Below are 23,913 nucleotides of genomic sequence, written 5' to 3'. Positions count from 1 at the left end.
GCGCTCCGCGCGGGTCGTGCGCCTGGTCCGGATCGGCGCGGACGAGGGGCAGCCGCCGACCGCGCCGTATCATCCGCCGACCGAGGGCCGCCGACGCCGGACTGCCGGCCGGCTAGGCGATGCCGGCCGCGCGCATGACGCGGGCGCTGCCGCGCGCGTGGAAGGCGGCGTCGCGGGCCGTTTGGCTTGTGTCGCAAACAGGCTGCAATCGGGCCTGCGCGCCGACTTATAGTCCGCCTCCGAAGCTTCCGGAGGCGTGGGCAGATGGCAGGATTTCCGCAACGGGCCAAGGTGGTGATCGTCGGGCTGGGCGGCATCGTCGGCGCCTCGGTCGCCCATCATCTGATCGAGCGCGGATGGGACGACATCGTCGGCATCGACATGTCCGGCATCCCCACCGACATCGGCTCGACGGCGCATGCGTCGGATTTCTGCTACGCGACCAGCCACGATTTCCTGTCGTGCTGGACCACGCTCTACTCGATCGATTTCTACGAGAAGATGGGCCATTACGCCCGCGTCGGCGGGCTCGAGGTCGCGCGCACCGGCGATGACGCGCGCATGGACGAGATCCGGCGCAAGGTCGCCTCGGCCAAGGCGTTCGGCACGCGTGCCCATCTCGTCGATCCGGCCGAGATCAAGCGGAAATTCCCGCTGATCGAAGAGGAGATGGTGCAGGGCGGCCTGTGGGACCCCGATGCCGGTCTCGTCATCCCGCGCTCGCAGACGGTGGCCGGCAAGTTGGTCGACCAGGGGGTCGCGGCCGGCAAGCTCAAGGCGTTCGCCAACACACCGGCAACCGGGCTCGTGGTCGAGGACGGCCGCATCCGGGGCGTGGAAACCGCGCGCGGCACCATCCTGGCCGACCATGTGGTGGTGTGCGCGGGGCTGTGGGGGCGGCTGGTGGCGGAGATGGTGGGCGAGGACCTGCCGGTGATGCCGATCGACCATCCGCTGACCTTTTTCGGCCCGTATCGGGAGTTCGCCGGCACCGGCAAGGAGATCGGCTGGCCGCTGATGCGCGACCAGGGCAATTCGGCCTATATGCGCGATACCGGCGACCCGACGAGCTCGGAAGGCGGCATGATCGAGTGGGGCTATTACGAGGAAAAGGCGCCGAGGCTCTGCCATCCGCGCGAGCTTCAGTCGAAGGAGCAGGCGCGGCTGTCGCCCTCGCAGCGCGACCTCGACATCGAGCAGATCATGGAGCCGCTGGAACGCGCCATCGAACTGACGCCGATCCTGGGCGAACTCGGCTACGAGGAAAAGCGGTCCTTCAACGGCCTGTTGCAGGTGACCAGCGACGGCGGCCCCTCGATCGGCGAGAGCCAGAAGGCGCGGGGGCTGTGGTACGCCGTCGCCATCTGGGTGAAGGACGGTCCGGGCATGGGCAAGCTGATTGCCGACTGGATGACGGACGGGCGCACCCATATCGACCATCACGCCATCGACTACGCGCGGTTTTATCCGCACCAGATGGAAGAAGGCTTTATTGCCGGGCGCTGCACCGAGACGGCGATGAAGGTCTATAATCCGGCCGTGCATCCGCGCGAGCCGTTTTCCAAGGCGCGCAATCTACGCCGCTCGCCGTTTCACGCGCGCGAGGTCGAACTCGGCGGCCATTTCATGGAATTGGGCGGCTGGGAACGCGCGCACGGTTACGCCGCCAACGCGCCTCTTGTGGAAAAATACGCCGAGCGCGTGCCGGTGCGCGAAAACGAATGGGACAATCGCCATTTCTGGCGCGTCTCCAACGCCGAACATCTGGAAATGAGCGAGAATTGCGGCATCGTGAACCTGTCGCATTTTGCCATTTACGATGTCGAGGGGCCGGACCATGTCGCGCTGATGGAGTGGCTGTGCGCGGCCAGGATCGGCGGCGACGCCAATATCGGCAAGGGCATCTACACCCATTTCCTCGACGACGAGGGCATGGTGCGCGCCGATTTGACCGTGATCCGCATGGCCGACCGGTGCCGGGTGGTGGACGGGGCCGATGCCGGGCCGCGCGACTTCCATTATATGCGCCGGACCGCCGAGGAGCGCGGGCTCGACGTCACCATCACCGACGTGACGGAACGCTACGTCACGATCGGCATCTGGGGGCCGAACGCGCGCGTCACGCTGCAAAAGGCGGTCGAGGATCCGGGTGCGCTCAGCCTGGAGAATTTTCCCTTCGCCGCCATTCGGCCGGTGCGGATCGCCGGCAAGGACGTCACCGCGTTCCGGCTCTCCTATGTCGGCGAGCAGGGCTGGGAACTGCATATGGCCTATGAGGACGGGCTCGCGGTCTGGGACGCGCTCAGGGCGACCGGGGTGATGGCGTTCGGCGTGGAAACCTATGCCAATTCGCGGCGCATGGAAAAAAGCCTGCGGCTGCAGAATGCCGATCTCCTGACCGAGTATAATCTCTACGAGGCCGACCTTGCCCGCCCGAAGGTCAAGGACGCCGATTTTCGCGGCAAGGCGAAACATCTCGACTATCGCGCCCGCGAGCATCAGCCGGCAATGCTGTGCACGCTGGTGATGACCGACAATGTCGATCCGGCCGGCGTGGCGCGCTATCCGGTCGGTATCATGCCGGTGATCGATCCCGACACCGGCGCCACGCTGGTCGACGCGCTCGGACGGCGTTCCTTCACCACCTCGGTCGCCTACGGCCCGACGATCGGCAAGAACATCGCGCTTGCCTATCTGCCGTGGGCCTATTGCCAGGAAGGACGACGGCTGGCGGTGGAGTATTTTGGCGAAACCTACCCGGTCGAGGTCGCCGCCGTCGGTTACAGGCCGCTCTACGACCCAGAGAACCTCAAGCCGCGCAGCTGACGCGTTTCAGGGAGCTCGGCCGTTCAGCCGCCGCGCCGGGCGTTCACGGTCGCGCAAAAGTGAAAGCGTGGCCCCGCTATCGCCGGGCCGCTCGCTTTCCTGCCGTCGCGATTGCCCTATCATGGGACCATGTCGGTTGTCTGGAGCCCGTTTGCCGGACTGGTGCTGGCGGCGCTGGCGCTTGGCGCGCCGGGTAGCGTGTTTGGCGCCGAGGACGGCGCAGTCGTGGACGTCGAGCTGGTGCTGGCCGTCGACGTGTCGAGTTCGATGACCGCCGACGAACTCGCGTTGCAGCGGCAAGGCTATATCACCGCGCTGCGCTCGCCGGAGGTGCTGCGGGCGATCGGAACCGGCCGACATGGCCGGGTTGCACTCACCTATGTGGAATGGGGCGCGTCGAATTCGCGCCGTGTCGTGGTGCCGTGGACCCTGATCGACGGCCCGGCCCGGGCCGAGCGTGTCGCGACGCTTCTGGAGCAGGCACCGGTGCGCAACCTGTTCCAGACGTCGATTTCGGGCGCGATTCGCCATTCTATGCGCGCGTTCGCCGAGAGCGGATATCGCGGCGTCCGGCGCATTATCGACATTTCCGGCGACGGTCCCAACAATCAGGGCGGCATGGTTTCCGCGTGGCGCGACATCGCGGTGGAAAACGGGATCACCATCAACGGCCTGCCGATCATTCTGGAAGGCCGCGCCTTCGGCGATGAGACGATCGCGCTTTTGGAGGACTATTATTCGCACTGCGTGATCGGCGGACCGCGCGCCTTCCTGTTGCCGGTGCGCGGTTGGGATCAATTCGCCGAAGCGGTGCGCCGGAAGCTGGTACTTGAACTGTCGCATCTCGCCGTTCCGGTCCACACGGTCGCGCAGCTTGCCGGCGCGGATGGCGGGGGCGGCGTGGATTGCCTGATCGGAGAAAAGATTTGGAGCGGCATGGAGCAGGAGTGATGGCCAGAAGGACGCGCGGATCGCACCGGCTCGCATTGCCGGTTCCGGTCATGGTGCTGGCGCTGATCGTGGTGCTCGCGCTCGCCATGGCCGTTCCGGTGCGTGCACTGGCCGGCAGCGCGGCCGAGGCCGACGAGGTGGTCGACGTCGAACTGGTGCTGGCCGTCGACGTCTCGCTGTCAATGTCGCCGAGCGAACTCAACATCCAGCGCGAAGGTTATATGGCCGCGCTCGTGCACGAGCGGGTGATCGCGGCGATTCGCGGCGGTCTGCACGGCAAGATCGCGGTGACCTATGTCGAATGGGCGGGCGAAACCAGCCAGCGCCTCGTCGTGCCGTGGACACGCATCGCCTCACGCAGGGACGCCGAGGCCTTCGTGGCGTTGTTGACGGCCACGCCGGCCAGGAGCGCGCGCCGCACCTCGATCTCCAGCGGGCTGCTTTTTGCCGAAAGCCTTTTTGAAGACAATGGGTTCAGGGGGATGAAACGGGTCGTCGACGTGTCGGGCGACGGCCCCAACAATCAAGGCCCGCCGGTCAAGGCGACCCGCGACGGGCTGGTGGCGCGCGGCATCGTCGTCAACGGTCTGCCGTTGATGACCAATAGCGGCATGACCACCCGTTTCGACGTGCCCGATCTCGATCGCTATTACGCGCATTGCGTCATCGGTGGGCCGGGCTCGTTTGTCATTCCGGTGACGGAGTGGTCGCATTTTCCCGAAACGATCCGGCGCAAGCTGGTGTTGGAACTGGCCGGCCGGCCGACGATCGAAACGGCGTCTTCGGGTCGCGACACGCGGGTGGTTCCGGTGGCGGCGAGCCCGGCGCAGGCGCTGGCCGACGACTATGATTGCCTGATCGGCGAGAAGATGTGGCGGGACAGGCAATGGTTCTGGGACGACAATTGATGCCGTGAAGCTGGGGCCTCGCGGCGCGTTTCCGGGCTCGCGGACAGACGCGAACGACAGCCCCGGGCCAAACCGGTTTCCGTCGGGAGGAACCGCGTCAGGCGGCGAGCAGGCTCTTGCGGTCGTTGCGCTCCTGCTGCGGGGAGCGGGCGTAAAGCTCGCGGTAGCACTTTGAAAAATGCGAGGCCGACACGAAACCGCATGCCACGGCGACCTCGACCACGGGCATGGAGGACTGAATCAGCAGGTGGCGGGCCCGGTCGAGGCGGATCTCCAGATAATAGCGCGCCGGCGAACGGCCCATTTCCTGCCGGAACAGCCGCTCGATCTGGCGTCGCGACAGGCCGACACCGTCGGCGATCTCGACCAGCGACAGCGGTTCGGAGAGATTGGCCTCCATCAGTTCGATGATCGACAGAACCTTGGCGTTCTGGACGCCGAGCCGTGCGCGCAGCGGCAGTCGCTGGCGGTCGGTCGGGCTGCGCACCCGGTCGGTCAGCACCTGCTCGCAGATGCGGTTGACGAGCCCGTCGTCGAAATCGTCGCCGACCAGCTTGAGCATCATGTCGAGCGCGGCCGTTCCGCCGGCGCAGGTATGCAGGTTGTGGTCGATTTCGTACAGATCCGCGATCACGTTCGCCTTGGGGAAGCGCTCGGAGAAGCCGGGCAGGTTTTCCCAGTGAATGGCGCAGCGGCGGTTGGACAGCAGTCCCGCAGCGGCCAGGATATAGGCGCCGGTGCACAGACCGCCGATCGCGACGCCGCGATTGGCCTCCTCACGCAACCAGGCGAAGGTCGATTTGTTGGAGTATGTCTCGACATTGACGCCGCTGCACACCACGACCATCGACGGGCGTTCCTGGCCCGACATCTTGCGCCGCTCGTCGTCGAGCGAGGTGTCGACCGTGCATTCGACCTGGCACGAGGCCCTCACCGGCCTGCCGTCGACGCTGGCCAGGCGCCAGCGATAGGCTTCGTAACCGAGCATGCGGTTGGCCGCGCGCAACGGTTCGACCGCGGTTGCGAAGGCGAGCATCGTGAAGTCGGGGACGAGGAAGAAAACGATGGACCTTTTGACGGTGCCCCTGATGCTCACATCGGCCCCCATGACAAGCTTGTGTTCCATCGGCGCGGCTGCGTCGCCTTCATCAAACTGTCGTCTTGAAACGCATGGACTGTCAACGGCCTCGAACGGATCAGCCGTGAATATTTTCGTGACCGCTTCCACGTGAGGATCGACGGATCCCGCCCGCGTTGTCACCAAAAACGCCCGTCCGGGATTGCCGGGACGGGCGTCTTGTCGATCATGCGGGCCTTCGTGCCCGGAACGGCATCGGCCTCAGTTGACGATGTAGCCGAGGCGCGATGCGGCCAGGGCGCCGGTCTGGCCGGGCATCGTCCTGCTCAGACGCTGGCGTTCGAAAACGGTGGTGAGGTTGCCGTTGCGGTGAGCGGCGAATATGCGGGCGAAAAGCTTCATGACGGTTCTCCATACATTAGGGGTCGTACGGGTTTGCCTTCGCGCATTGGAGTGGGGCACCTCGCTATGGCCGACATATAGGTATGGCCGGTCGGCTCTGCTACGGAAAATGCGAAGCGGACCATGCGAAATGCGACATCGGAGCAAGTAAAAGCCGTTTGTAAAAACATAATGAAAACAGCCTGTTAAAAGCATAGGTCGCCGATATGCGCATTTGTCATGCGCGCCATGTCGGTTTTGCGTGGCTTGAGCCCGTCGCCGGGCGGTCGCGCAAGGGGGCGCTGCGTGGGTTCCGCCCGGTGCGGGCATGCTCCCAGATCGCATCGAATTCGGCGATGAAACGGCGGAGAAGGGTCAGGGCGCGCATTTTCTCATCCTCAACGAAATCGGGCGGGACGGCCGGCGATGCCGGCCGTCACTGCGGCGGCGATGTCACGATCCCGGCAGGTTCAGGAAACGCGGATCCCGCCGGTTCTGGGAGCGATGGGCGCCGGGGTCGGGCCAGCCGATGTCCTTCTGGATCTCGGGCGGCAGGGCGGCGATGATGCGTTCGTTGCGGCTCAACCTGCGCATCTCGGCAAAGGCGTGAACCATACGGCCTACGGTGCTGAACATGGACATGTCGGGTTCCTTTCTGGATCAGGGAAGGTCGTGTGGCCGGTTACCGGCGGGAGGGGGCGCTGGTTCGGTTTACCCGCCGCGCCAGGCGATGCGTAAACCGGTGATGCCAGCGAATCGGCTGCGGCGATGCCTCGCCTGTTGGCCGCTCGGCCGCGTCGGTGTCGGCGCGAGCAACGGCGAAACCTTCGACCAGATGCACGAAAGCGGCTTGCGACAACATCGTTCGTCTCCTTTGTCATGGCGGGTCCCGCCTGTTTCGACCTTGACTATGGGGGCGGTTTTCGCTTCAATCAAACGAAATGAAATGACACATCGGTTCAATAAAACTGAAAGAGTTCGATGACCGCTCCCCTCAATCACCCCCTCCCGCTGCTCGAACTCGACGTGCTGCGCACCTTCGTGGCGATCGCCGAGACGGGCAGTTTCACGATGGCGGCGAGCGCGGTGTTCCGCACGCCGTCGGCCGTATCCATGCAGATCAAGAAGCTCGAGGAGACGCTCGGCCGCGCGGTCTTCACGCGCGATGCGCGCTCGGTGACCCTGACCAATGATGGCGAGTTGCTGCTTGGTTACGCGCGCCGGCTTCTGGCGATCAATCGCGAGGCGGTGTCGAAATTCATCGTTCCCGACATTACCGGCGTGGTGCGTCTCGGCTCACCGGACGATTACGGCGAGCGTGTGCTGCCGGCGGTGCTGCGCCGCTTTGCCGAAACCCACCCGGCGATCGCCGTCGACGTGACCATAGACCAGAGCGTGAACCTGAAACGGCGCATGACCGAGCGCCAGCTCGACATCGTCATCATTACCTGTTGCGCCAAGACGGCGCCGGAAGAGGCCGAAATCCTCTTGACCGAGCCGGTGGTGTGGGGCGGCGCGCGCGGCGGCTCGGCGCATCTGCGCGAGCCGCTGCCGGTGTCGCTGTGGGAGGAAGGTTGCATCTGGCGGGCCAACGCGCTCGACGCGCTCGGCGCGCAGGGCCGCAACTACCGGGTTGCCTATATGAGCGCGCACACCGCCGGCCAGCGCGCGGCGATCCTCGCCGACCTCGCGGTCGCGCCTCTGCCCCGCTCCTTCATCGGGGGCGACCTGGTGGCGCTCGGCCCGAAGGACGGCATGCCCGAACTCAGCGACTACAATCTCGCCATGATGGTTGCGCCGGAGGCGAGCGCGCCAGTGCGCGCGGCGGCCGACCACATTCGCGCGACCTTCGAGGCGTTCAAGGCGACCGGGCGGTTCTGACGGGTACGGGCTCCGTCGGGCGCGTAGCGAGCCGTTCGGACAGGAAGGCGACCATGCGTTCGCGGGCACGGCGCGCCTCCGGCATGTCGATCAGCGGCCAGACGTGGAACATTTTTTCGCCGCTGACGAGCTCGATGTCGACACCGGCGCGGCGGGCCTTGTCGACGAAGATCAGCGTGTCTGGATAAAGCAGGTCGCGCGTACCGGAAAAGACGAGGCTTGGCGGCAGGATCGACAAGTCGCCGTAAAGCGGGCTGATGCGCCAGTCGGCGACATCGATGCCGGCCGCATAAAGCCGCACGGCTTCCAGCCCGCCGGGAATATCGAGCCAGGGATCGAGCCGCGCGGCGGCTTCGACCTGCGGATTGGTCATGGTCATGTCGAGGCCGGGCGAGATCAAAAGATGCGCGGCCGGCAGGGGCAGTCCGTCGCGTGCCGCCATCATGGTCAGCACCACCGCCATGTTGCCGCCGGCCGAATCGCCGGCAAACAGAATGTCGTGTGACGGAGTCTGTTCCAGAACCTGGCGGTAGAGCGTCATCGCCATGCCGAACATGGCGTGAATGTCGTGTTCGGGAGCGAGCGGATAGATCGGCACGGTGATTCTGATCGCGAGCCGCTCGGCCAGTTCGGCGATCAGGTTCCAGTGAAACGGCGTGATCTCGAAACAATAGGCGCCGCCGTGGAAATAGATCAGCCGGCTTTCGCCGCGCGGCGCGGACGGGGTGATCTCGTAGACGGGAAAGCCGTCGACCTGGCGCTCTTCGATCGCGAGCTTTTGGCGGATCGCCTGCGGCGGGCGGTGATCCTCCATCTTGCGCGCGGCGGCGATGCGTTTGTGCAACGCCGCGGCCGAGCGGAACGATTTCTTGCGGGTGTGCTTGAGGACCAGCGCGACGAGGCGGCTTTTCAGGCTCTGCATATTCTTCTCCGCTCATATGCGCGGAAGTGAATTACGCCCGGGCGTTGCCGTCAAGCGCGGCGGCGATCGTCATAGAGGGCGCTCAGCCGCGCACACGGCGCGCGGCGCGCTCCTCGCGCGAACGCCGGCGCGGCGCGGCCTGGCCGGGATCGCTGTCGGGGGCGCGTTCCGCCCTGGGCGGCAGTGCGATCTGCGCGGCGAGCTTGGGGAAGGGATCGACCTTGTTGGGCAGGGCCATGGCGTGGATGAAATGATTCTGGAACCGCGGCTCGAGCGCGGTCTCGATCTTCTCGATGCGGCGCACCACCTCCTCGATCTCCCGGCGAAAGTCGCGGTTGAGCAGGGCCATCAGCGCGCCGGTGCCGGCGGCGTTGCCGACCGCCTTGACCTCGGAGAGCTCGCAGTCGGGGATCAGGCCGAGCACCATGGCGTATTTCGGGTCGATAAAGGAGCCGAAGGCGCCGGCGAAGCGGATCGTGTCGACATGGTCGATGCCGAGCTTTTCCATCAGCAGGCGGATGCCGGCATAGAGCGCGGCCTTGGCGAGCTGGACGGCGCGCACGTCGGTCTGGGTGATGAGGATGCGCTGCTTGCCCTCGTGCAGCACGTAGGACCAGGTTCGCCCGTCGGCGACGATGCGCGGGCTGTTTGCCGCCAGAGCGCCGTTGATGACGCCGTCCTCGGACATGATGCCGGCAAGATACATTTCCGCCACCACCTCGATGATGGCGGAGCCGCAGATCCCGGTGATGCCGAGCCGGGCGGCGTCGGCCTCGAAACCCGCGTCGTCGGACCACAGATCCGAGCCGATAATGGTGAAACGCGGCACCAGCGTGTCCTTGTCGATGCGCACGCGCTCGATGGCGCCCGGGGCGGCGCGCTGCCCGGAGCTGATTTCGGCCCCTTCGAAGGCGGGGCCGGTCGGGGAGGAGGCGGCGACGATGCGCTGGCTGTTGCCGAGCACGATCTCGGCATTGGTGCCGACGTCGACCATCAGCATCATGCGCTCCTGATGATGGGGCTGTTCGGACAACACGGCGCCGGCCGCGTCCGCGCCGACATGGCCGGCGATACACGGCAGGACGTAGACGCGCGCGCCGAAATTGATCGCCAGGCCGAGTTCGCTGCCCCAGCTATGGACTGCGCCCGAAACTGCAAGCGCGAACGGCGCCTGGCCGAGTTCGGTCGGATCTATGCCCAAAAACAAATGGTGCATGATCGGGTTGCCGACGAACACGGCATCGAGGATGTCGTCCTGTTCGACGCCGCCCTCCCGACAGACTTTCTCGATCAGCGCGTTGACGGCGCCGCGCACCGCCTTGGTCATGGCCACGCGTCCGTCCGGGTTCATCATCACATAGGAGACCCGGCTCATCAGGTCCTCGCCGAAGCGGATCTGCGGGTTCGACGTGCCCGAGGAGGCGGCGATGCGGCCCGACAGGAGCGAGACCAGATGCATGGCGATGGTGGTCGAGCCGATGTCGCAGGCGATGCCGTAGGCCTCGTTGTGAAGGCCCGGCCACAGCGCGATGATGGTGGGGCGCGAGGAGTCCAGATCCTGGTGGATGGCGGCGGTCACGCCCCAGTTGCCCTTGCGCAGGGTCGCCTGCACGGTCGGAATGATGTGCTGGGACACAAGCAGGTCCTCCCAGCCCCAGTCGCGCTCCAGCACCGCCTTCAACCGGTCGAGATCGCCGAGCGGCTTGTGCATGTCCGGCTCATCGACCTCGACGTAACAAAGCTGCACCGCCGGGTTGCGCTCGATGGTGCGCTCGATCGGCGATTTGCGCACCACCTGGGCGTTGATGACGGTATCCTGGGGGACGTCGACGACCAGGTCGCCCTCGATCGTGGCCGAGCATGACAGCCGGCGGCCGTCGGGCAGGCCACGCTTTTCCGCGTAGCGGCGTTCCTTGCCGCCCATGGCGGAAATATTGTCGAGCGAGGAGACGATCTTGTGCTTGGCGAACTGGCCTTCCTGCACCTCGATCTGGCAGCGGCCGCAGGTCGCGCGCCCGCCGCACACGCTTTCCACATAGACGCCGAGCTCGCGCGCGGCGTCGAGGATCGGCGTGCCCTTGGCGAACCGCCCGCGCTTGCCGGAGGGCATGAACAGGACCAGCGGGTCGGTGAGGTTCGGCGGCGGGTTCATGGCATCGATCCGTGTTCAAGGCGCCAGCCGCTGTCACCGGTTCGCGCCGCATTTCCTTGGCCGCCGTTGCGCGCCGACCGCGCGTTCGTTTCCGTCAGCCCAAAGGCGAGCCTTGCGCGATCTCGCGCATCTGGTCCTGTCGCGCGTACCGACATGTGAGCGCGCCTTCCTATCCCCGCGCTCCCATGCGCGCCTCGCGCCCGCCGCGGCGACGCCCCCCGCCGGAGCCGGCGCCGTCGCCGCCGGCCACCGGTGCGGCGACCGCGTTGCCGCCTTCGGCGGGTTTGTAGTCCTTGTAGGTCCGGATCCAGGTGGCGCAGTCCCGGTCGGTGCCGGCCAGCACGTTGGCGCCGCGCACGGCCTCCATCTCCTGCGGCCGGCAGGGGTTCATGATCGCCGAGGTCATGCCGGCGCCGATCACCATGGGAATGAAGGCGGCGTTGATGCCGTGACGGTGGGGCAGGCCGAAGGAGATGTTGGACAGGCCGCAGGTGGTGTTGACCTTCAGTTCCTCGCGCAGCCGGCGCAGCAAGGCGAAGACCTGCCGGCCGGCGTCGCCGAGCGCGCCGATCGGCATGACCAGCGGGTCGACGACGACGTCCTCGGGTTTGATGCCGTAATCCATGGCGCGCTCGACGATTTTCTTGGCGACGGCGAAACGCACGTCGGGGTCCATGGAGATGCCGGTCTCGTCATTGGAGATCGCCACCACCGGCACGTCGTATTTTTTGACCAGCGGCAGGATCGCCTCGAGCTTTTCCTCCTCGCCGGTAACGGAATTGACCAGCGGCCGGCCTTTGGCGACCTGGAGCGCGGCCTCGATGGCGGCGGTCACGGAACTGTCGATCGACAGCGGCACGTCAACGAGATCCTGGACGATTTCCAGCGTCTGAACCAGCAGCGCCGGTTCGGTGGCGTTGGGGTCGACGGCGGTAACGCCGGCATTGACGTCGAGCATGGTCGCGCCGGCGGCGACCTGGGCGCGGGCGTCGCTGCGCACCGTGTCGAAATTGCCGTCGACCATTTCGGCGGCCAGCTTCTTGCGCCCGGTCGGATTGATGCGCTCGCCGATGACGCAGAAGGGCTGGTCGAAGCCGATGACGATTTCCTTGCGTGCCGAAGCAACGATGGTGCGGGTCATGCTTGTCTCCGGGGGCAGGGCAGGGGCCGTGCCGATTGGGTTGCTGGTTGCGTCGACGCCATCAGTTGGCGGCATCTTTCACGATCTGTTGCGGGGTTTCGCCGCCTTCGTCATGCAGGAGATGCTCAAGCCGTTCGGCCACCATCACGTCGTCGGCGCGGGCTTCGCGCTTCCACGGCTTGCGACCCTTGAGAACGCCCGATTCGTGCACGATCTCGGCCACGAACTCCTCCTGCCGGTATGCCATGACGTGGACGCCGGACACGCCCTTGATCTCCTTGACCTCGTTGATGATGTCGATGCACAGCCGCTTGCCCTCCGCCTTCTGGTCGGCGGCGCCTTCCAGACGCGCGATGACATGGTCGGGAATGTGCACGCCCGGCACGTTGGCGCGCATCCAGCGCGCGGTGCGCGCGGAGGCCAGCGGGCCGACGCCGCACAGCACGAACACCTCGTCGAGAAGGCCGAGATCGCCGACCTTTTGCATGTAGTCGCGTAACATCGGCACGTCGTAGCAATATTGGCTCTGCACGAACTGCGCGCCGGCGGCGACCTTCTTGGCGAGCCGGTGCGGGCGAAAATCGTGCGGCGGGGCGAAGGGATTGATCGCCGCCCCCAGAAAGAGCGCCGGTGGCGCCGTGAGCTTGCGGCCGGAGAGGAATTTCGCCTTGTCGCGCATGATGCGCACCGTCTCCAAGAGCGACATGCAGTCGAGATCGAAGACCGGCTTGGCGCCGGGCTGATCGCCGGCCTGCACCCCGTCGCCGGTCAGGCACAGAACGTTGCCGACCCCCATCGCGGCGGCACCCAGCACGTCGCCCTGGATGGCGATGCGGTTCCGGTCCCGGCACGAAATCTGCAAGATGGTCGCGTAACCCATGCGGGTCAAAAGCGCGCAGATGCCGACTGAGGACATGTGGCAGTTGGCGCCCGAGGCGTCGACGGCGTTGATGCCGTCGACCCAGCCGTCGAAGATCGCCGCGCGCTCGTAGACCTCGTGCGGGTTGGCGCTGTCGGGCGGGTTGAGCTCGGCGGTGACGGCGAATTCGCCGCGCCTGAGAACACGCTCCAGCCGGCCGAGCGAGGAATGGCCGGGCAGCGGATCGAGCGGCAGATCGATGCCGGCCGGGTTCTCGTCGGGCTGGACGGGGCGATGCGTGCTCATGCTGGCTCTCCGGCGCGTGCCCGCTCGCGCTCGGCGGCGGCCTCGGCGGTCACCCGCAGCCAGGCGGACGTTTCGCGCAGGGACTGGTCGACGGGTTTTTGCACGGTCAGGATGGCATCGCCGCCGGTCATGGCGCGCGAGCCTTCCCAGGCCTTGACCCAGACACAGGGCATGTCGGGCTCGACCTCGCAATTTCCGTTGGCGCGCACGCCGCCGCAGGGGCCGTTGCGCAGTTGCTTGGGACAGTTCATCGGGCACGACATGCCGGTCGACGACAAGACGCACTGGCCGCACATGCGGCAGTCGAACAACAGGCCCTTGACCCGCTTTTCGACGAATTTCACCGGCGCTTCCACGCGGGCGTAGCCGACCGTTTTCCACAACGGGTGCAGGAGCAGGAAGGCGTCGGCGAAGACGCCGTAGAACCGTTCGAGAAACCGGGCATGGCGCACCGACCACAGCCGCATGGAGTAGCGGCGCTGCACCCGGCGCTGAGGCGACACGTCGGCGGGACGATAGTCCCTGCGGGCGGCGGCCTTGCGGATACGGCTGGCGAGCGTGACATTCGCGGCGCGTTCAGCCATCGGCGCGCCCTCCCTGCCTGGCGAGCGCGACAAGGCGCGGCTTGTCGTAGTCCGCCTCGAGCGCGGCGGCGGCCTTGTCGGCCTCGGCCTCCAGATCGTCGCCGACGCTGACGGGGTCGGCCTTGCGCCATTCGGCGAGATAGGCGTCGGTGTCGGCCGCGCCCGAGCGCATGGCGGCCATGTCGATCGCTTCGACAAAGCGGGTCGGCAATTCGCGCTTGGCGTTGGCCCGGCCCTTTCGGACAATCACCTGAGCCGGAATATCCCGCCAGTAAACGACGATCAGGTCAGCCATCGGCCCGACTCCGCAATGGTACTGGCGGAGCATTGCCGCAACGCTTCGGGCGCTGCTTGTTATGAGACGACGCCTGGCCATTCAAATGCGACGTCGCTGTCGGACACGGGCTTTGTCGTTTGAAACGCAAGGGGGGGGCGGGAGCGCGCAGGCCGCGCGGTCCGCCTCAGGCCTCGGCTGATGCGCTCACCACCAGCCCGCCGATCCGGCATGGGCGATGACCAGGTGCAATACCGCGCCGGCCGAGGCGATGACCAGCGCGATCACGGTCAGGGAGGCAATGCCGACAACGACGCCGATCGCAAACAGAATGCCGTCGCGCTCCGACATGGCCAACCCGATAAGCGCGCTTGCAAAGGCGGGTAGCCAGTTGCCGAGCGGCACCGGCAAGACGACGGCGATCGCCAGGATCAGTGCGATCACGCCGATCACGCGGTCGCCCCGGCGTCGCCAGAACGGCCAGTAGCGCGGCCGGATCAGGGTCTCGAGCCGCATCATGCGCGGAATCAGGCGTTCGGACAGGGTGCGAAACTGCGACCGGCTCAGCGATTTGCGCATCAGGAAGCGCGGCAGCCAGGCGGTCCTGCTGCCGGCCACCATCTGCACCGATACGATGATCAGCGGCGCGCCCAGGATGACGGAGGCGCCCGGCGGCAGCGGCAGTAGATTGAAGGCGGCGAAAAACACCAGCAGGGCGGCGAAGGAGCGGTCGCCGAGGGCGTCGCGAATCTGGCCGATGGTCACCGGGCCGTCCGCTTCCGCGGCAAGTCGGGAAAAGACTTCCGACAGGCGACGCGGGCGTCTGCGGCGCACGGGACGCGGTTCCACCGCCATGTCGCTCAAGGTGTCCATGTTCCGTCTTTGTCCGTGGCGCTTTCACCGCCGGCTGTTTCCTACGCCCCACCACCCAGCATAGACCGGGAGCGGTTAACCCATTGTGACGGTGCTGCAATAACGGCTGCGCACGCCATTCACCAGCCTGTCCTTAACGGCCTAGTTCGACCATGTCGCGCCTTGTGTCACGACATGGCGCGCGAAACTCTTATACATTGTGCCTCGCCATGCCGACATTAACGGGGGCCGGGACGAGCGCCAGCGTCAACGCTCCGCCGCGGGCAGGGTGAATACAGGGAAGAAGACGCATCGCATGCATGGTGTCGGTTGCGGAGGAGCGATCGGATAGACCCAGAATTCGGCGCTTTCGAGACGGGGCGATCTTTCAGCACTGCTCGCGGCCGGCCCGTTGCCGTTGGCGCAAGGGCGCCGGCGCAGGCTCGTCGCGCTACCGCGGCGCGGGCAACGAGGATTTGACGATTTGCGACTTCCCCGACAAGACAGCACAGGTTGAGGACGAAGCGGTTGCGTCATGGCTGAAGACTGGAACGATTACGCGGACGGCTGGGATGACAACAGCGATGTCAGGCTCTATGCCGACCGCGCCTTTGCCTCTTTGGTCTCGACCGTGGATATACGCGCTCCGGTCTGGAAATCGAAACGGGTCCTCGATTTTGGATGCGGGACCGGTTTGCTGGCCGAAAAAGTCGCGCCTTATGTTGGCGACCTGATCGCCGTGGATAATTCGGACAAAATGATCGCGGTGCTGGAGAGGAAGAAACTCGACCGTGTGAGTGCTCTTTGCGGCGACATTTTCGACGACGCGTTGCGCGCGCGCATCGGGCCTTCGGGTTTCGATCTGATTTATGCGTCCTCCGTATGCGGTTTTTTGCCCGATTACGAAAAGACGGTCGTTTCGCTCGCTCGACTGCTTAAGCCCGGGGGGCGGTTTGTCCAATGGGATTGGCTGGCATCGGGCGATGACGGCACGGGGCTGACGATGGGTCGGATTGAGCGCGCGCTCGGCAAGGCCGGATTGCAGTCCGTACAAGCCGGACGGGCGTTCTCCATGGCGGCGAACGGTACGGATCTGCCCGTTCTGATTGGCGTTGGAACGACCCGGAGCCGTTCGTCTTTGGACTGAATCGTTTGATTGCCGGGATGTCACGGTCCGGCGGCGCGCGGAACCGGACGTCCCCCTCATCGGCTATCCGTCGTTCAAGCCTACCGGACCGGCCGGGGCGTAAGCCGCCCCAAGCGCCTCGGGAAGTTCGCCATAGCCGGTCGCGCGCCGTTCATAGGCCAGACCGAGCATCTGCGCGGCCCGTTCGGCTACCCGGTCGAGGGCGGGATCGTCGGTCTGGGCGAGATAGACCACCTTTTCGTAATTGCCGAAAAAGTCCTTGATCAGTTCGGGGTGACGGTCGAGGCCGAGCGGTTTAAGGAAGAAGGCCTCGAAATGACGGCACAGAAAATCGGTCATGTAAAAGGCCGTCATGTCGCCGTCGGCGATCGTCTCGAAGGCGGCCAACCCCTGATAAAGGGCGAAGCAGTGCGGTCCGGCCAGCCGCTCGACGCCGTGTTTGGCGCACACTTTGTCCAGCAGCCCGCCCGTGCCGCAATCGGCATAACCGACGAAGATGTGACGGTAGCCGTCGGCCCTGGCTTTCTCGATCGCCCGGTCCATCGCCGCGGGAATGCGGTCGGGATAATAATGGAGTTCAGCCGGCAGACAGGTGAGGTCGAGATGATCCAGGCCGAGTTGCTGTTTGACCGCGAGGATTTCGCGGGCGATCATGCCGCACCCGATCACCAGCATGCCGGGCGCCTGCGGGGAATGGGGATGCGGGTGCGTCATGCTACGATCCCGTTGCGGTTCGTTCCACTTTTGCGAAAGGCAATGTCATGGCCAAGTTGCTCGCCTCGCTGACCGTTGTGCTGGCGCTTGCCGGCGGCCTGGCGGTTTCGGGCTGCGCCTCGCCCGACCAGTATGTCGACGGCGGCGGCGACTGAGCCCCGGGCGGGCGCGCCATGGCCCGGGCTCACGCCGAAGCGCGGATATTGTGCTTGCGCTTGATCATGTCCTTGGCCATTTCGACCGTCACCGCGGCGTCGCGGCAATAGGCGTCGGCGCCGACCGCCTTGCCGAAATCCTCGTTGAGCGGCGCGCCGCCCACCAGGACGATGAAATCGTCGCGGATGCCTTTTTCCTTCATCGCATCGATGACGACCTTCATATAGGGCATGGTGGTGGTCAACAGCGCCGACATGCCGAGAATGTCCGGCTTTTCGGTTTCCAGCGCCTCGAGATATTTTTCCACCGGGTTGTTGATGCCGAGATCGACCACGTCGAACCCGGCGCCTTCCATCATCATGCCGACGAGGTTTTTGCCGATGTCGTGAATGTCGCCCTTGACGGTGCCGATCACCATCTTGCCCTGTTTGGGCGCGCCGGTGGCGGCCAATAGCGGGCGCAGGATCGCCATGCCCGCCTTCATCGCGTTGGCCGACAGCAGGACTTCGGGCACGAACAGAATGCCGTCGCGGAAATCCTCGCCGACGATGCGCATGCCTTCAACCAGTGCCTCGGTGAGCACCTTGTAGGGCATCCAGCCGCGATCGAGCAGGATACGGGTTCCTTCCTCGATTTCCTCCTTCAGCCCGTCATAAAGATCGTCGTGCATCTGTTGCACGAGGTCCTCGTTGTCGAGTTCGGAGAGGATGATTTCATCATCGGACATCGGCGCCTCCCAAAGATGCAGACCGGCCATGACAGGCCCCGGCACACCCAACATGTGTATTCGCCATGGCGTGCCGACGCATAGCCGAATTGCGACGTTCGCCAATACGAAAGCGACTGAATTTTTTACTGCTTTCCTGTCGATTTTGCGACAGCACTTGGCGTTTGCGAGACGGTTTGGCCAAGACCGATGAATACGATCCGCTCAAGAGGCCGGATCCGTCGCACAAATCCGCGTCGGCCGGCCCGCAACCACTTTCGGGAAGACAGTCGATGGTCGAGAATCTGGCAGTCGAGCAGGAGGCCGGCGCATCACGGCGCGCGCGCGGCGACCGTGGCGGGGCGGCGGCGCGGCGGGCGGCGCGTTCAGGCGGCGGACCCGGTGCCCAGCAGGCCTTCATCCATCGCAGGATCCGGCCCTACGAGGTGTTGGACGAGGAGGGCCTGGCGCTGATCGAGGCCAATGCCGACCGGGTGCTGGAAGAGATCGGCATCGAGTTCCGCGAAGACGCGGAGGCGTTGCAGCTTTGGCGCGAGGCCGGCGCGGACGTGAAGGGCGAGCGCGTGCATTTTCCAAAGGGGCTGTGCCGGGCACTGCTGAAGAGCGCGCCGTCCGTGTTCACCCAGCATGCCCGCAATCCGGCGCGCTCGGTCGAGATCGGCGGGGACGCGACCGTGTTCGCGCCCGTCTACGGCCCGCCCTTCGTGCGCGACCTCGACGGCAAGCGCCGCTACGCCACGATCGAGGATTTTCGCAATTTCGTGAAGCTCGCCTATCTCGCGCCTTCGATCCACCATTCCGGCGGCACGGTGTGCGAGCCGGTCGACGTGCCGGTCAACAAGCGCCATCTCGACATGCTGCTGGCGCACATGACCCTGTCCGACAAGCCGTTCATGGGCTCGGTGACGGCGCCGGAGCGGGCGCAGGACACGGTCGAGATGTGCAAGATCCTGTTCGGGGCGGAGTTCGTCGACAACAACACGGTCGTCATCAACCTGATCAACGCCAATTCGCCGATGGTGTTCGACGAGACCATGCTCGGCGCGGCCAAGGTCTACGCCCGCAACAACCAGGCAACGATCGTCACGCCCTTCATCCTGGCCGGGGCGATGAGCCCGGTGACGGTCGCCGGCACGCTGACCCAGGTGCTGGCCGAAGTGCTGGCGGGCGCGGCCTTCACCCAGCTGGTGCGGCCCGGAGCGCCGGTCCTGTTCGGCACGTTCGCCTCCTCGATCTCGATGCAGTCGGGCGCGCCGACCTTCGGCACGCCGGAGCCGGCGCTGGTGTCCTACGGCGCGGCGCAGCTCGCCAGGCGTCTCGGGCTTCCCTTCCGCACCGGCGGCTCGTTGTGCGCTTCCAAGGTACCGGACGCGCAGGCGGCCTATGAAAGCGCCAACACGCTCAACGCGACGCTGCTTGCCGGCACCAATTTCGTGCTGCATTCGGCCGGCTGGCTGGAAGGGGGGCTTGCCTCGTGCTACGAAAAATTCGTCATGGACGTCGACCAGCTCGGCATGGCGCAGAAGTTCGCGGCCGGGGTCGACCTGTCGGAGAACGGCCAGGCCATGGACGCCATCCGCGAGGTCGGACCGGGCAGCCATTATCTCGGCTGCGCCCACACCCAGGCCAATTTCCAGACCGCCTTCTACCGCTCCTCGGTGGCGGACAACAATTCCTTCGAGCAATGGCAGGCCGAAGGCGAGAAGACCGCGCCGCAGCGTGCCAACGGGCTTGCCCGGCGCTGGCTGGAGGGCTACGAGGCGCCGGCTCTGGACAAGGGCATCGCCGACGGGTTGAACGATTTCGTGGCCAGGAAGAAGGAGTCGATGCCCGACGCCTTCACGTGAAAGAAGCCCGAAGACGGCCGGGCTAAAGTGGCCGACATCATCCACAAGGAAGTCTGGCGCTCCGCCATCAAGGGGCCGGACGGAGGGTAGGCATGCGCGCGAAGCGGCCGGTGCGGGGGCTGTTGCCGGGCATTGCCGTGCGCGTGCGGTGATGGCTGCCGCGGCAGGGCCCGAAAGCCTGGCGGACGCACTCGCCGCGCACGGGCTGATGGCGCGCGGCGGTTTTGCTTTTGGGGATGGCGAGGCGGCGCCGGCCGGCCCTTCGGGGGCGGACGCCAGGGCGGTGGTGCTGGTCGGCCATGCCGGTTCGACCATCTGGCCGCATTTTTCGCGCTGGCTCGCCGACCAGCCGGCAAATCTGGCCGATCCGCTCGACTGCTGGTCGCGCGAAACGATCGGCGCCATCGCCGGCAGGTTTTCGGCGCGGGCGGTGTTTCCGTTCGAAAAACCGTTTCTGCCGTTCCAACGCTGGGCGATGCGCGTCGAGGGGCTGAAGCCGTCGCCGCTCGGCATCCTGATCCATCCCGAATACGGGCAGTGGCACGCCTATCGCGGGGCGCTGCTGTTCGAGACGCAGGTGGCGGAGGCTCGTCCTCATGCGTTGAGTCACGCCTGTGACGCATGTGCCGAAAAACCCTGTCTTTTTGCTTGTCCGGCCGATGCGGTTTCGGCGACCAGCCACAACCCCGACGCCTGTCTGGCCCATCTGCGCGGCGGCCGGGGCGGCGCCTGCATGGGCGGCGGCTGCCTGGCGCGGCTTGCCTGTCCGGTCGGGGCCGGCTGGCGGTATGACGACGCCCAGCAGGCTTTCCACATGCGCGCATTTGCCGGCGCGCCGCGCGATCGGTAAGACCGGCCGGGCGCCGCGCGCCGGCCGCGCGGAATACCCGGTATCGGGAGATCGAGCATGCAACCAGACACAGCCCCTTCGACAGGCGATGACGCGCAGGGACCGGCCCTGCGCCGCGTGATGGGACCGTGGCTCTTGTTGCTGTTCATCGTCGGCGACATTCTCGGCACCGGCATCTACGCCTTGACCGGCAAGGTGGCGAGTCAGGTCGGCGGCGCCGTGTGGCTGCCCTTCCTGGTGGCGTTCGCGGTCGCGCTGGTGACGGCGTTCTCCTATCTGGAACTGGTTACGAAATATCCGCGGGCCGCCGGTGCCGCGCTCTACACGCACAAGGCGTTCGGCATCCATTTCCTGACCTTCATCGTCGCCTTCGCGGTGATGAGTTCCGGCATCACGTCGGCCTCGACCGCCTCGCGCGCCTTCGCGGCCAACCTGTCGGAGGCGTTTGGCCTCGGACTGCGCGACGGCGCCGGCCTCACGCTCGCCGGGCTCGTCTTCATGGCCGTTATCGCACTGGTCAATTTTCGCGGGGTGAGCGAAAGCGTGAAGGCCAATGTCGTGTTGACCATGGTCGAGCTCAGCGGGCTCCTGATCATCATCGTGATCGGGTTTTGGGCGATCGGCGCCGGGCAGGGCGATCTCGGCCGTGTCCTGGAATTCAAGGCAACGCCCGGGCAGGGCGTCATCTGGTCGGTGGTCGGGGCGACCACGCTCGCCTTCTTCGCCATGGTCGGTTTCGAGGATTCGGTCAACATGGCCGAGGAATGCCGCGATCCGAGCCGCATCTTTCCCAAGGTGCTTTTGGCCGGCCTGCTGATCACCGGGCTGGTTTACGTGCTGGTGTCGATCTCGGCCATCGCGCTGGTGGCGCCGGACGAACTGGGCGAGGGCGAAGCGCCGTTGCTGAAAGTGGTGCAGGCGGGCGCGCCGTCGTTTCCCGTCGGCCTGTTCGGATTCATCACCATGTTCGCGGTCGCCAATTCGGCGTTGATCAACATGCTGATGGCGAGCCGGCTGCTTTATGGCATGAGCCGCGAACGGGTGCTGCCGGCGCTGCTCGGACGGGTGCATGCCGGCCGCCGCACGCCGCATGTGGCAATCGGCTTCACCACGCTGTTGGCGTTCGGGTTGATCGGCTTCGGCGGTGGCGTGCCTGCGCTCGGGGGAACCACCGCGCTCCTGCTTCTGGGCGTATTCACGGTGGTCAACGTCGCGGTGCTGGTGCTGCGGCGCGACCCGGTCGCGCACCGCCATTTCAAGGCGCCGACGGCGCTGCCGGTCCTGGGCGCGGCCTCCTGCGCGTTCCTTGCCGGGCCGTGGACCGGGCGCGACCCGGTGCAATACGAGATCGCGGCGGTGCTGATCGCGATCGGGATCGGACTGTGGCTGATGACGGTGCTCTTCGAGCGCCGGACGGCCCGGGTTCGGAGACGGGCCGGCGCGTCGGCCGATGGCGGCGGCGGCGCCTGAGCGGCGCCGGCCTCAGCGCGGCAGCCCGGCCTTTTTCAAACCGTCGACGAAGCGGGACCAGTCGGAGGGGTCCTTGTAGGGCAGGACCCGTTCCTTCTGCTCCAGAGAATAGTGCGGGTTGACCTCGAACACTTCCTTCCACAGCCGGCGCGCCTCCTCGACACGGCCGAGATGGCCGTAGGCGGCGGCAAGCATGGTGCGGGAGAGGTCGGTGTCGGGCTGCCTGAGAATGCGCTCGCGCAGATAGCGCGCCGCCGTCTCGTAGTCGCCCTTCATGAAATAGGCGTGACCGAGGAAATGCAGCCACATGTCGGGATAGAGCGGATCGAGGCGGATCGCCTTTTCCAGATTCTCGACCGCGGCGTCGGCGTCGTGCATGTAAACGAGCATGTTGCCGCGCGTGGCCAGCAGTTCCGCGTCGTTGGGCGCCAGCGCCGTTGCGCGGCCCAGTTCCGCGCAGGCCTCGTCGAGCCGGCGCTTCCACAACAGCGCGACCGCATAGGCACGGCTGGCCAGGGCGTCGTTCTCGTCGAGTTCGACCGCCTTTTGCGCGAGATCCAGGGCGTAGTCGAGCGAGGCTTGCGGATCGGGCGACCAGGCGTTGGTGTAGGCCATGATATGGGCGAAGGCGAGGCCGACATGGGGCGCGACGAAGCTGGGGTCGAGCGCGCGGGCGCGTTCGAACATGGCAGTCGCTTCCTCCATGCTGGCCGGGCTGACGCTGGCCATGAGCTTCTCGCGGCCGTGCAGGGCCAGGTCGTAGGCCTCGATATTGGCCGACGGCGTCGAGCTGAGCCGGTTCTTTTCGCCGAGGTCGAGCCTTATCTTCAATTCGTCGACGATCGCCAGGGTGATCTCGTCCTGAATGGCGAAAATGTCCTCCAGAACGCGGTCGTAGCGTTCGGCCCAGATATGGCCGCCGGTCGCGCCGTCGATCAGCTGCGCCGTCACCCGGACGCGGTTGCCGGCCTTGCGCACCGAACCTTCCAGAACGTGGCGCACGCCGAGTTCGCGCGCCACCTGCTTCACGTCGACGGCGCGGCCCTTGTAGGTGAAGGACGAGTTGCGGGCGATCACCATCAGCCGGGAAATTTTGGACAGATCGGTGATGATGTCCTCGGTGATGCCGTCGGAAAAATAATCCTGCTCGGCATCGCCGCTCATATTGTCGAACGGCAACACGGCAATCGACGGCGCGTCGGCGATCACGAGGCGCTCGTTGCCGTCAGCGTCAGCGTCAGGAACGGTGCCGTGGGCGACGCTCTTGGGATGGACGGCGTAGGTGCGCACCGGTTCGGCGATGTTCTTGACCGCGCGCAGGCCGCGATCCTCGAAATCGAGGTCGAGCTTGTGGCGGACCTGGTCGTAGACCGAGGCGGAGATGCAGATGCCGCCGGGCTGGGCGATGCCCTCGATCCGGGCCGCGACATTGACGCCGTCGCCCAGCAGGTCGCCGCCGTCGACCACCACGTCGCCGAGATTGATGCCGATGCGCAGGCACATCGGTTCGTCGTCGGTCTCCGGGGTTTGAGCCGCAATCGCATCCTGGACGTCGACGGCGTATTGGACCGCGTCGACGGCGCTCGGAAATTCGGCCAGCAACCCGTCTCCGGTCGACTTGACCAGCCGACCGCCATATTCGTCGATTTTGGGGTCGAGCAATTCACCGCGCAACTGCTTCAGCCGCGCCAGCGTTGCCGCCTCGTCGGCGCGTATCATCCGGCTGTAGCCGACGATGTCGGCAACCAGAATGGCGGCTAGCCGACGCTGCACGCGGTGCTGGCTCACGGGGCGGGCCTTTCCATGGCTGTCGAGTCTGTTCAAAATTATCGGTCGCTCCAGGCAAAGTCCATTGGCCGAACGGGCGGGCGGGGCCATGATGCCAGA

At 66.0% G+C, this 23,913-nt stretch carries 22 protein-coding genes; 8 read left to right on the top strand and 14 right to left on the bottom strand.

Annotation, left to right across the window (positions count from 1 at the left end; all coding sequences use genetic code 11):
* The first annotated feature begins 264 nt into the window (after positions 1 to 264).
* From ACT2B0_RS11210 to ACT2B0_RS11200, 3 genes are all read left to right on the top strand, one after another.
* Positions 265 to 2,826: a GcvT family protein gene (locus ACT2B0_RS11210; protein WP_473464720.1), complete on the top strand. Its 2,562-nt coding sequence runs from the start codon at positions 265 to 267 to the stop codon at positions 2,824 to 2,826.
* 129 nt (positions 2,827 to 2,955) lie between these two features.
* Positions 2,956 to 3,777, top strand: coding sequence for a DUF1194 domain-containing protein (locus tag ACT2B0_RS11205; RefSeq protein WP_473464718.1), 822 nt, complete (start codon positions 2,956 to 2,958; stop codon positions 3,775 to 3,777).
* 86 nt (positions 3,778 to 3,863) lie between these two features.
* Entirely contained in the window at positions 3,864 to 4,685 is an 822-nt protein-coding gene (locus ACT2B0_RS11200) for a DUF1194 domain-containing protein (RefSeq protein WP_473465922.1), read from the top strand.
* Between the two features lie 97 nt (positions 4,686 to 4,782).
* Here ACT2B0_RS11200 and ACT2B0_RS11195 read toward each other — a convergent pair whose 3' ends face one another.
* The 4 genes from ACT2B0_RS11195 to ACT2B0_RS11180 all read right to left on the bottom strand — a co-directional run bounded on the left by ACT2B0_RS11195 (position 4,783) and on the right by ACT2B0_RS11180 (position 7,006).
* Positions 4,783 to 5,793, bottom strand: coding sequence for a GlxA family transcriptional regulator (locus tag ACT2B0_RS11195; protein ID WP_473465919.1), 1,011 nt, complete (start codon positions 5,791 to 5,793; stop codon positions 4,783 to 4,785).
* Positions 5,794 to 6,024: 231 nt separating this feature from the next.
* Positions 6,025 to 6,165, bottom strand: a complete 141-nt coding sequence (locus ACT2B0_RS11190) for a hypothetical protein (protein ID WP_348117507.1) — start codon at positions 6,163 to 6,165, stop codon at positions 6,025 to 6,027.
* A 432-nt stretch (positions 6,166 to 6,597) separates the two neighbouring features.
* Complete coding sequence (locus ACT2B0_RS11185; protein ID WP_473464715.1) at positions 6,598 to 6,786, bottom strand: hypothetical protein; 189 nt, start codon at positions 6,784 to 6,786, stop codon at positions 6,598 to 6,600.
* 40 nt (positions 6,787 to 6,826) lie between these two features.
* Entirely contained in the window at positions 6,827 to 7,006 is a 180-nt protein-coding gene (locus ACT2B0_RS11180; RefSeq protein WP_473464712.1) for a hypothetical protein, read from the bottom strand.
* 119 nt (positions 7,007 to 7,125) lie between these two features.
* Between ACT2B0_RS11180 and ACT2B0_RS11175 the strand changes: the two genes are divergently transcribed.
* Complete coding sequence (locus ACT2B0_RS11175; RefSeq protein ID WP_473464710.1) at positions 7,126 to 8,025, top strand: LysR substrate-binding domain-containing protein; 900 nt, start codon at positions 7,126 to 7,128, stop codon at positions 8,023 to 8,025.
* On the opposite strand, the gene ACT2B0_RS11170 is transcribed toward ACT2B0_RS11175, so the two are convergent.
* From ACT2B0_RS11170 to ACT2B0_RS11140, 7 genes are all read right to left on the bottom strand, one after another.
* Positions 8,003 to 8,947 (bottom strand): alpha/beta hydrolase, encoded by a 945-nt coding sequence (locus tag ACT2B0_RS11170; protein WP_473464708.1) that lies wholly within the window; start codon positions 8,945 to 8,947, stop codon positions 8,003 to 8,005. The two genes, ACT2B0_RS11175 and ACT2B0_RS11170, sit on opposite strands and share 23 nt — an antisense overlap.
* A gap of 82 nt (positions 8,948 to 9,029) precedes the next feature.
* Positions 9,030 to 11,099, bottom strand: a complete 2,070-nt coding sequence (locus tag ACT2B0_RS11165; protein ID WP_473464705.1) for an ASKHA domain-containing protein — start codon at positions 11,097 to 11,099, stop codon at positions 9,030 to 9,032.
* A gap of 169 nt (positions 11,100 to 11,268) precedes the next feature.
* A complete protein-coding gene (locus tag ACT2B0_RS11160) occupies positions 11,269 to 12,240 on the bottom strand; it encodes a methyltetrahydrofolate cobalamin methyltransferase (RefSeq protein ID WP_473464703.1) in 972 nt (323 codons plus the stop codon).
* A 61-nt stretch (positions 12,241 to 12,301) separates the two neighbouring features.
* Entirely contained in the window at positions 12,302 to 13,405 is a 1,104-nt protein-coding gene (locus tag ACT2B0_RS11155; RefSeq protein ID WP_473464700.1) for a methylenetetrahydrofolate reductase, read from the bottom strand.
* Positions 13,402 to 13,989: a methylenetetrahydrofolate reductase C-terminal domain-containing protein gene (locus tag ACT2B0_RS11150; protein ID WP_473464698.1), complete on the bottom strand. Its 588-nt coding sequence runs from the start codon at positions 13,987 to 13,989 to the stop codon at positions 13,402 to 13,404. The genes ACT2B0_RS11155 and ACT2B0_RS11150 overlap by 4 nt, the downstream gene beginning before the upstream one ends.
* Positions 13,982 to 14,284: a virulence factor gene (locus ACT2B0_RS11145; RefSeq protein WP_348117527.1), complete on the bottom strand. Its 303-nt coding sequence runs from the start codon at positions 14,282 to 14,284 to the stop codon at positions 13,982 to 13,984. The genes ACT2B0_RS11150 and ACT2B0_RS11145 overlap by 8 nt, the downstream gene beginning before the upstream one ends.
* A gap of 186 nt (positions 14,285 to 14,470) precedes the next feature.
* Complete coding sequence (locus tag ACT2B0_RS11140; RefSeq protein ID WP_473464695.1) at positions 14,471 to 15,136, bottom strand: exopolysaccharide biosynthesis protein; 666 nt, start codon at positions 15,134 to 15,136, stop codon at positions 14,471 to 14,473.
* A gap of 514 nt (positions 15,137 to 15,650) precedes the next feature.
* Between ACT2B0_RS11140 and ACT2B0_RS11135 the strand changes: the two genes are divergently transcribed.
* Complete coding sequence (locus ACT2B0_RS11135; protein ID WP_473464693.1) at positions 15,651 to 16,262, top strand: class I SAM-dependent DNA methyltransferase; 612 nt, start codon at positions 15,651 to 15,653, stop codon at positions 16,260 to 16,262.
* Positions 16,263 to 16,325: 63 nt separating this feature from the next.
* Here the strand turns inward: ACT2B0_RS11135 and ACT2B0_RS11130 are convergent, their stop codons facing one another.
* Together ACT2B0_RS11130 and ACT2B0_RS11125 are read right to left on the bottom strand one after the other, a co-directional pair.
* On the bottom strand, positions 16,326 to 16,976 hold the full coding sequence (locus ACT2B0_RS11130; RefSeq protein ID WP_473464691.1) for a DUF1638 domain-containing protein: 651 nt from the start codon (positions 16,974 to 16,976) through the stop codon (positions 16,326 to 16,328).
* A gap of 184 nt (positions 16,977 to 17,160) precedes the next feature.
* Positions 17,161 to 17,859 carry a corrinoid protein gene (locus ACT2B0_RS11125; RefSeq protein ID WP_473464689.1) on the bottom strand — a complete coding sequence of 233 codons (699 nt, stop codon included), beginning with the start codon at positions 17,857 to 17,859 and terminating at the stop codon, positions 17,161 to 17,163.
* 272 nt (positions 17,860 to 18,131) lie between these two features.
* On the opposite strand from ACT2B0_RS11125, the gene ACT2B0_RS11120 reads away from it, so the two are divergent.
* From ACT2B0_RS11120 to ACT2B0_RS11110, 3 genes are all read left to right on the top strand, one after another.
* Entirely contained in the window at positions 18,132 to 19,706 is a 1,575-nt protein-coding gene (locus ACT2B0_RS11120; protein ID WP_473464687.1) for a trimethylamine methyltransferase family protein, read from the top strand.
* 151 nt (positions 19,707 to 19,857) lie between these two features.
* Positions 19,858 to 20,556, top strand: a complete 699-nt coding sequence (locus tag ACT2B0_RS11115) for a hypothetical protein (RefSeq protein ID WP_473464684.1) — start codon at positions 19,858 to 19,860, stop codon at positions 20,554 to 20,556.
* A 57-nt stretch (positions 20,557 to 20,613) separates the two neighbouring features.
* On the top strand, positions 20,614 to 22,026 hold the full coding sequence (locus tag ACT2B0_RS11110) for an APC family permease (RefSeq protein WP_473464682.1): 1,413 nt from the start codon (positions 20,614 to 20,616) through the stop codon (positions 22,024 to 22,026).
* 12 nt (positions 22,027 to 22,038) lie between these two features.
* On the opposite strand, the gene ACT2B0_RS11105 is transcribed toward ACT2B0_RS11110, so the two are convergent.
* Positions 22,039 to 23,814: an adenylate/guanylate cyclase domain-containing protein gene (locus tag ACT2B0_RS11105; protein ID WP_473464679.1), complete on the bottom strand. Its 1,776-nt coding sequence runs from the start codon at positions 23,812 to 23,814 to the stop codon at positions 22,039 to 22,041.
* Positions 23,815 to 23,913 lie beyond the last annotated feature (99 nt).

It is taken from the genome of Nitratireductor sp. J20-h4, assembly GCF_056780505.1.
The sequence above is the reverse complement of the archived record's forward strand: the minus strand, read 5'-3'. Positions and strand labels throughout refer to the sequence as shown.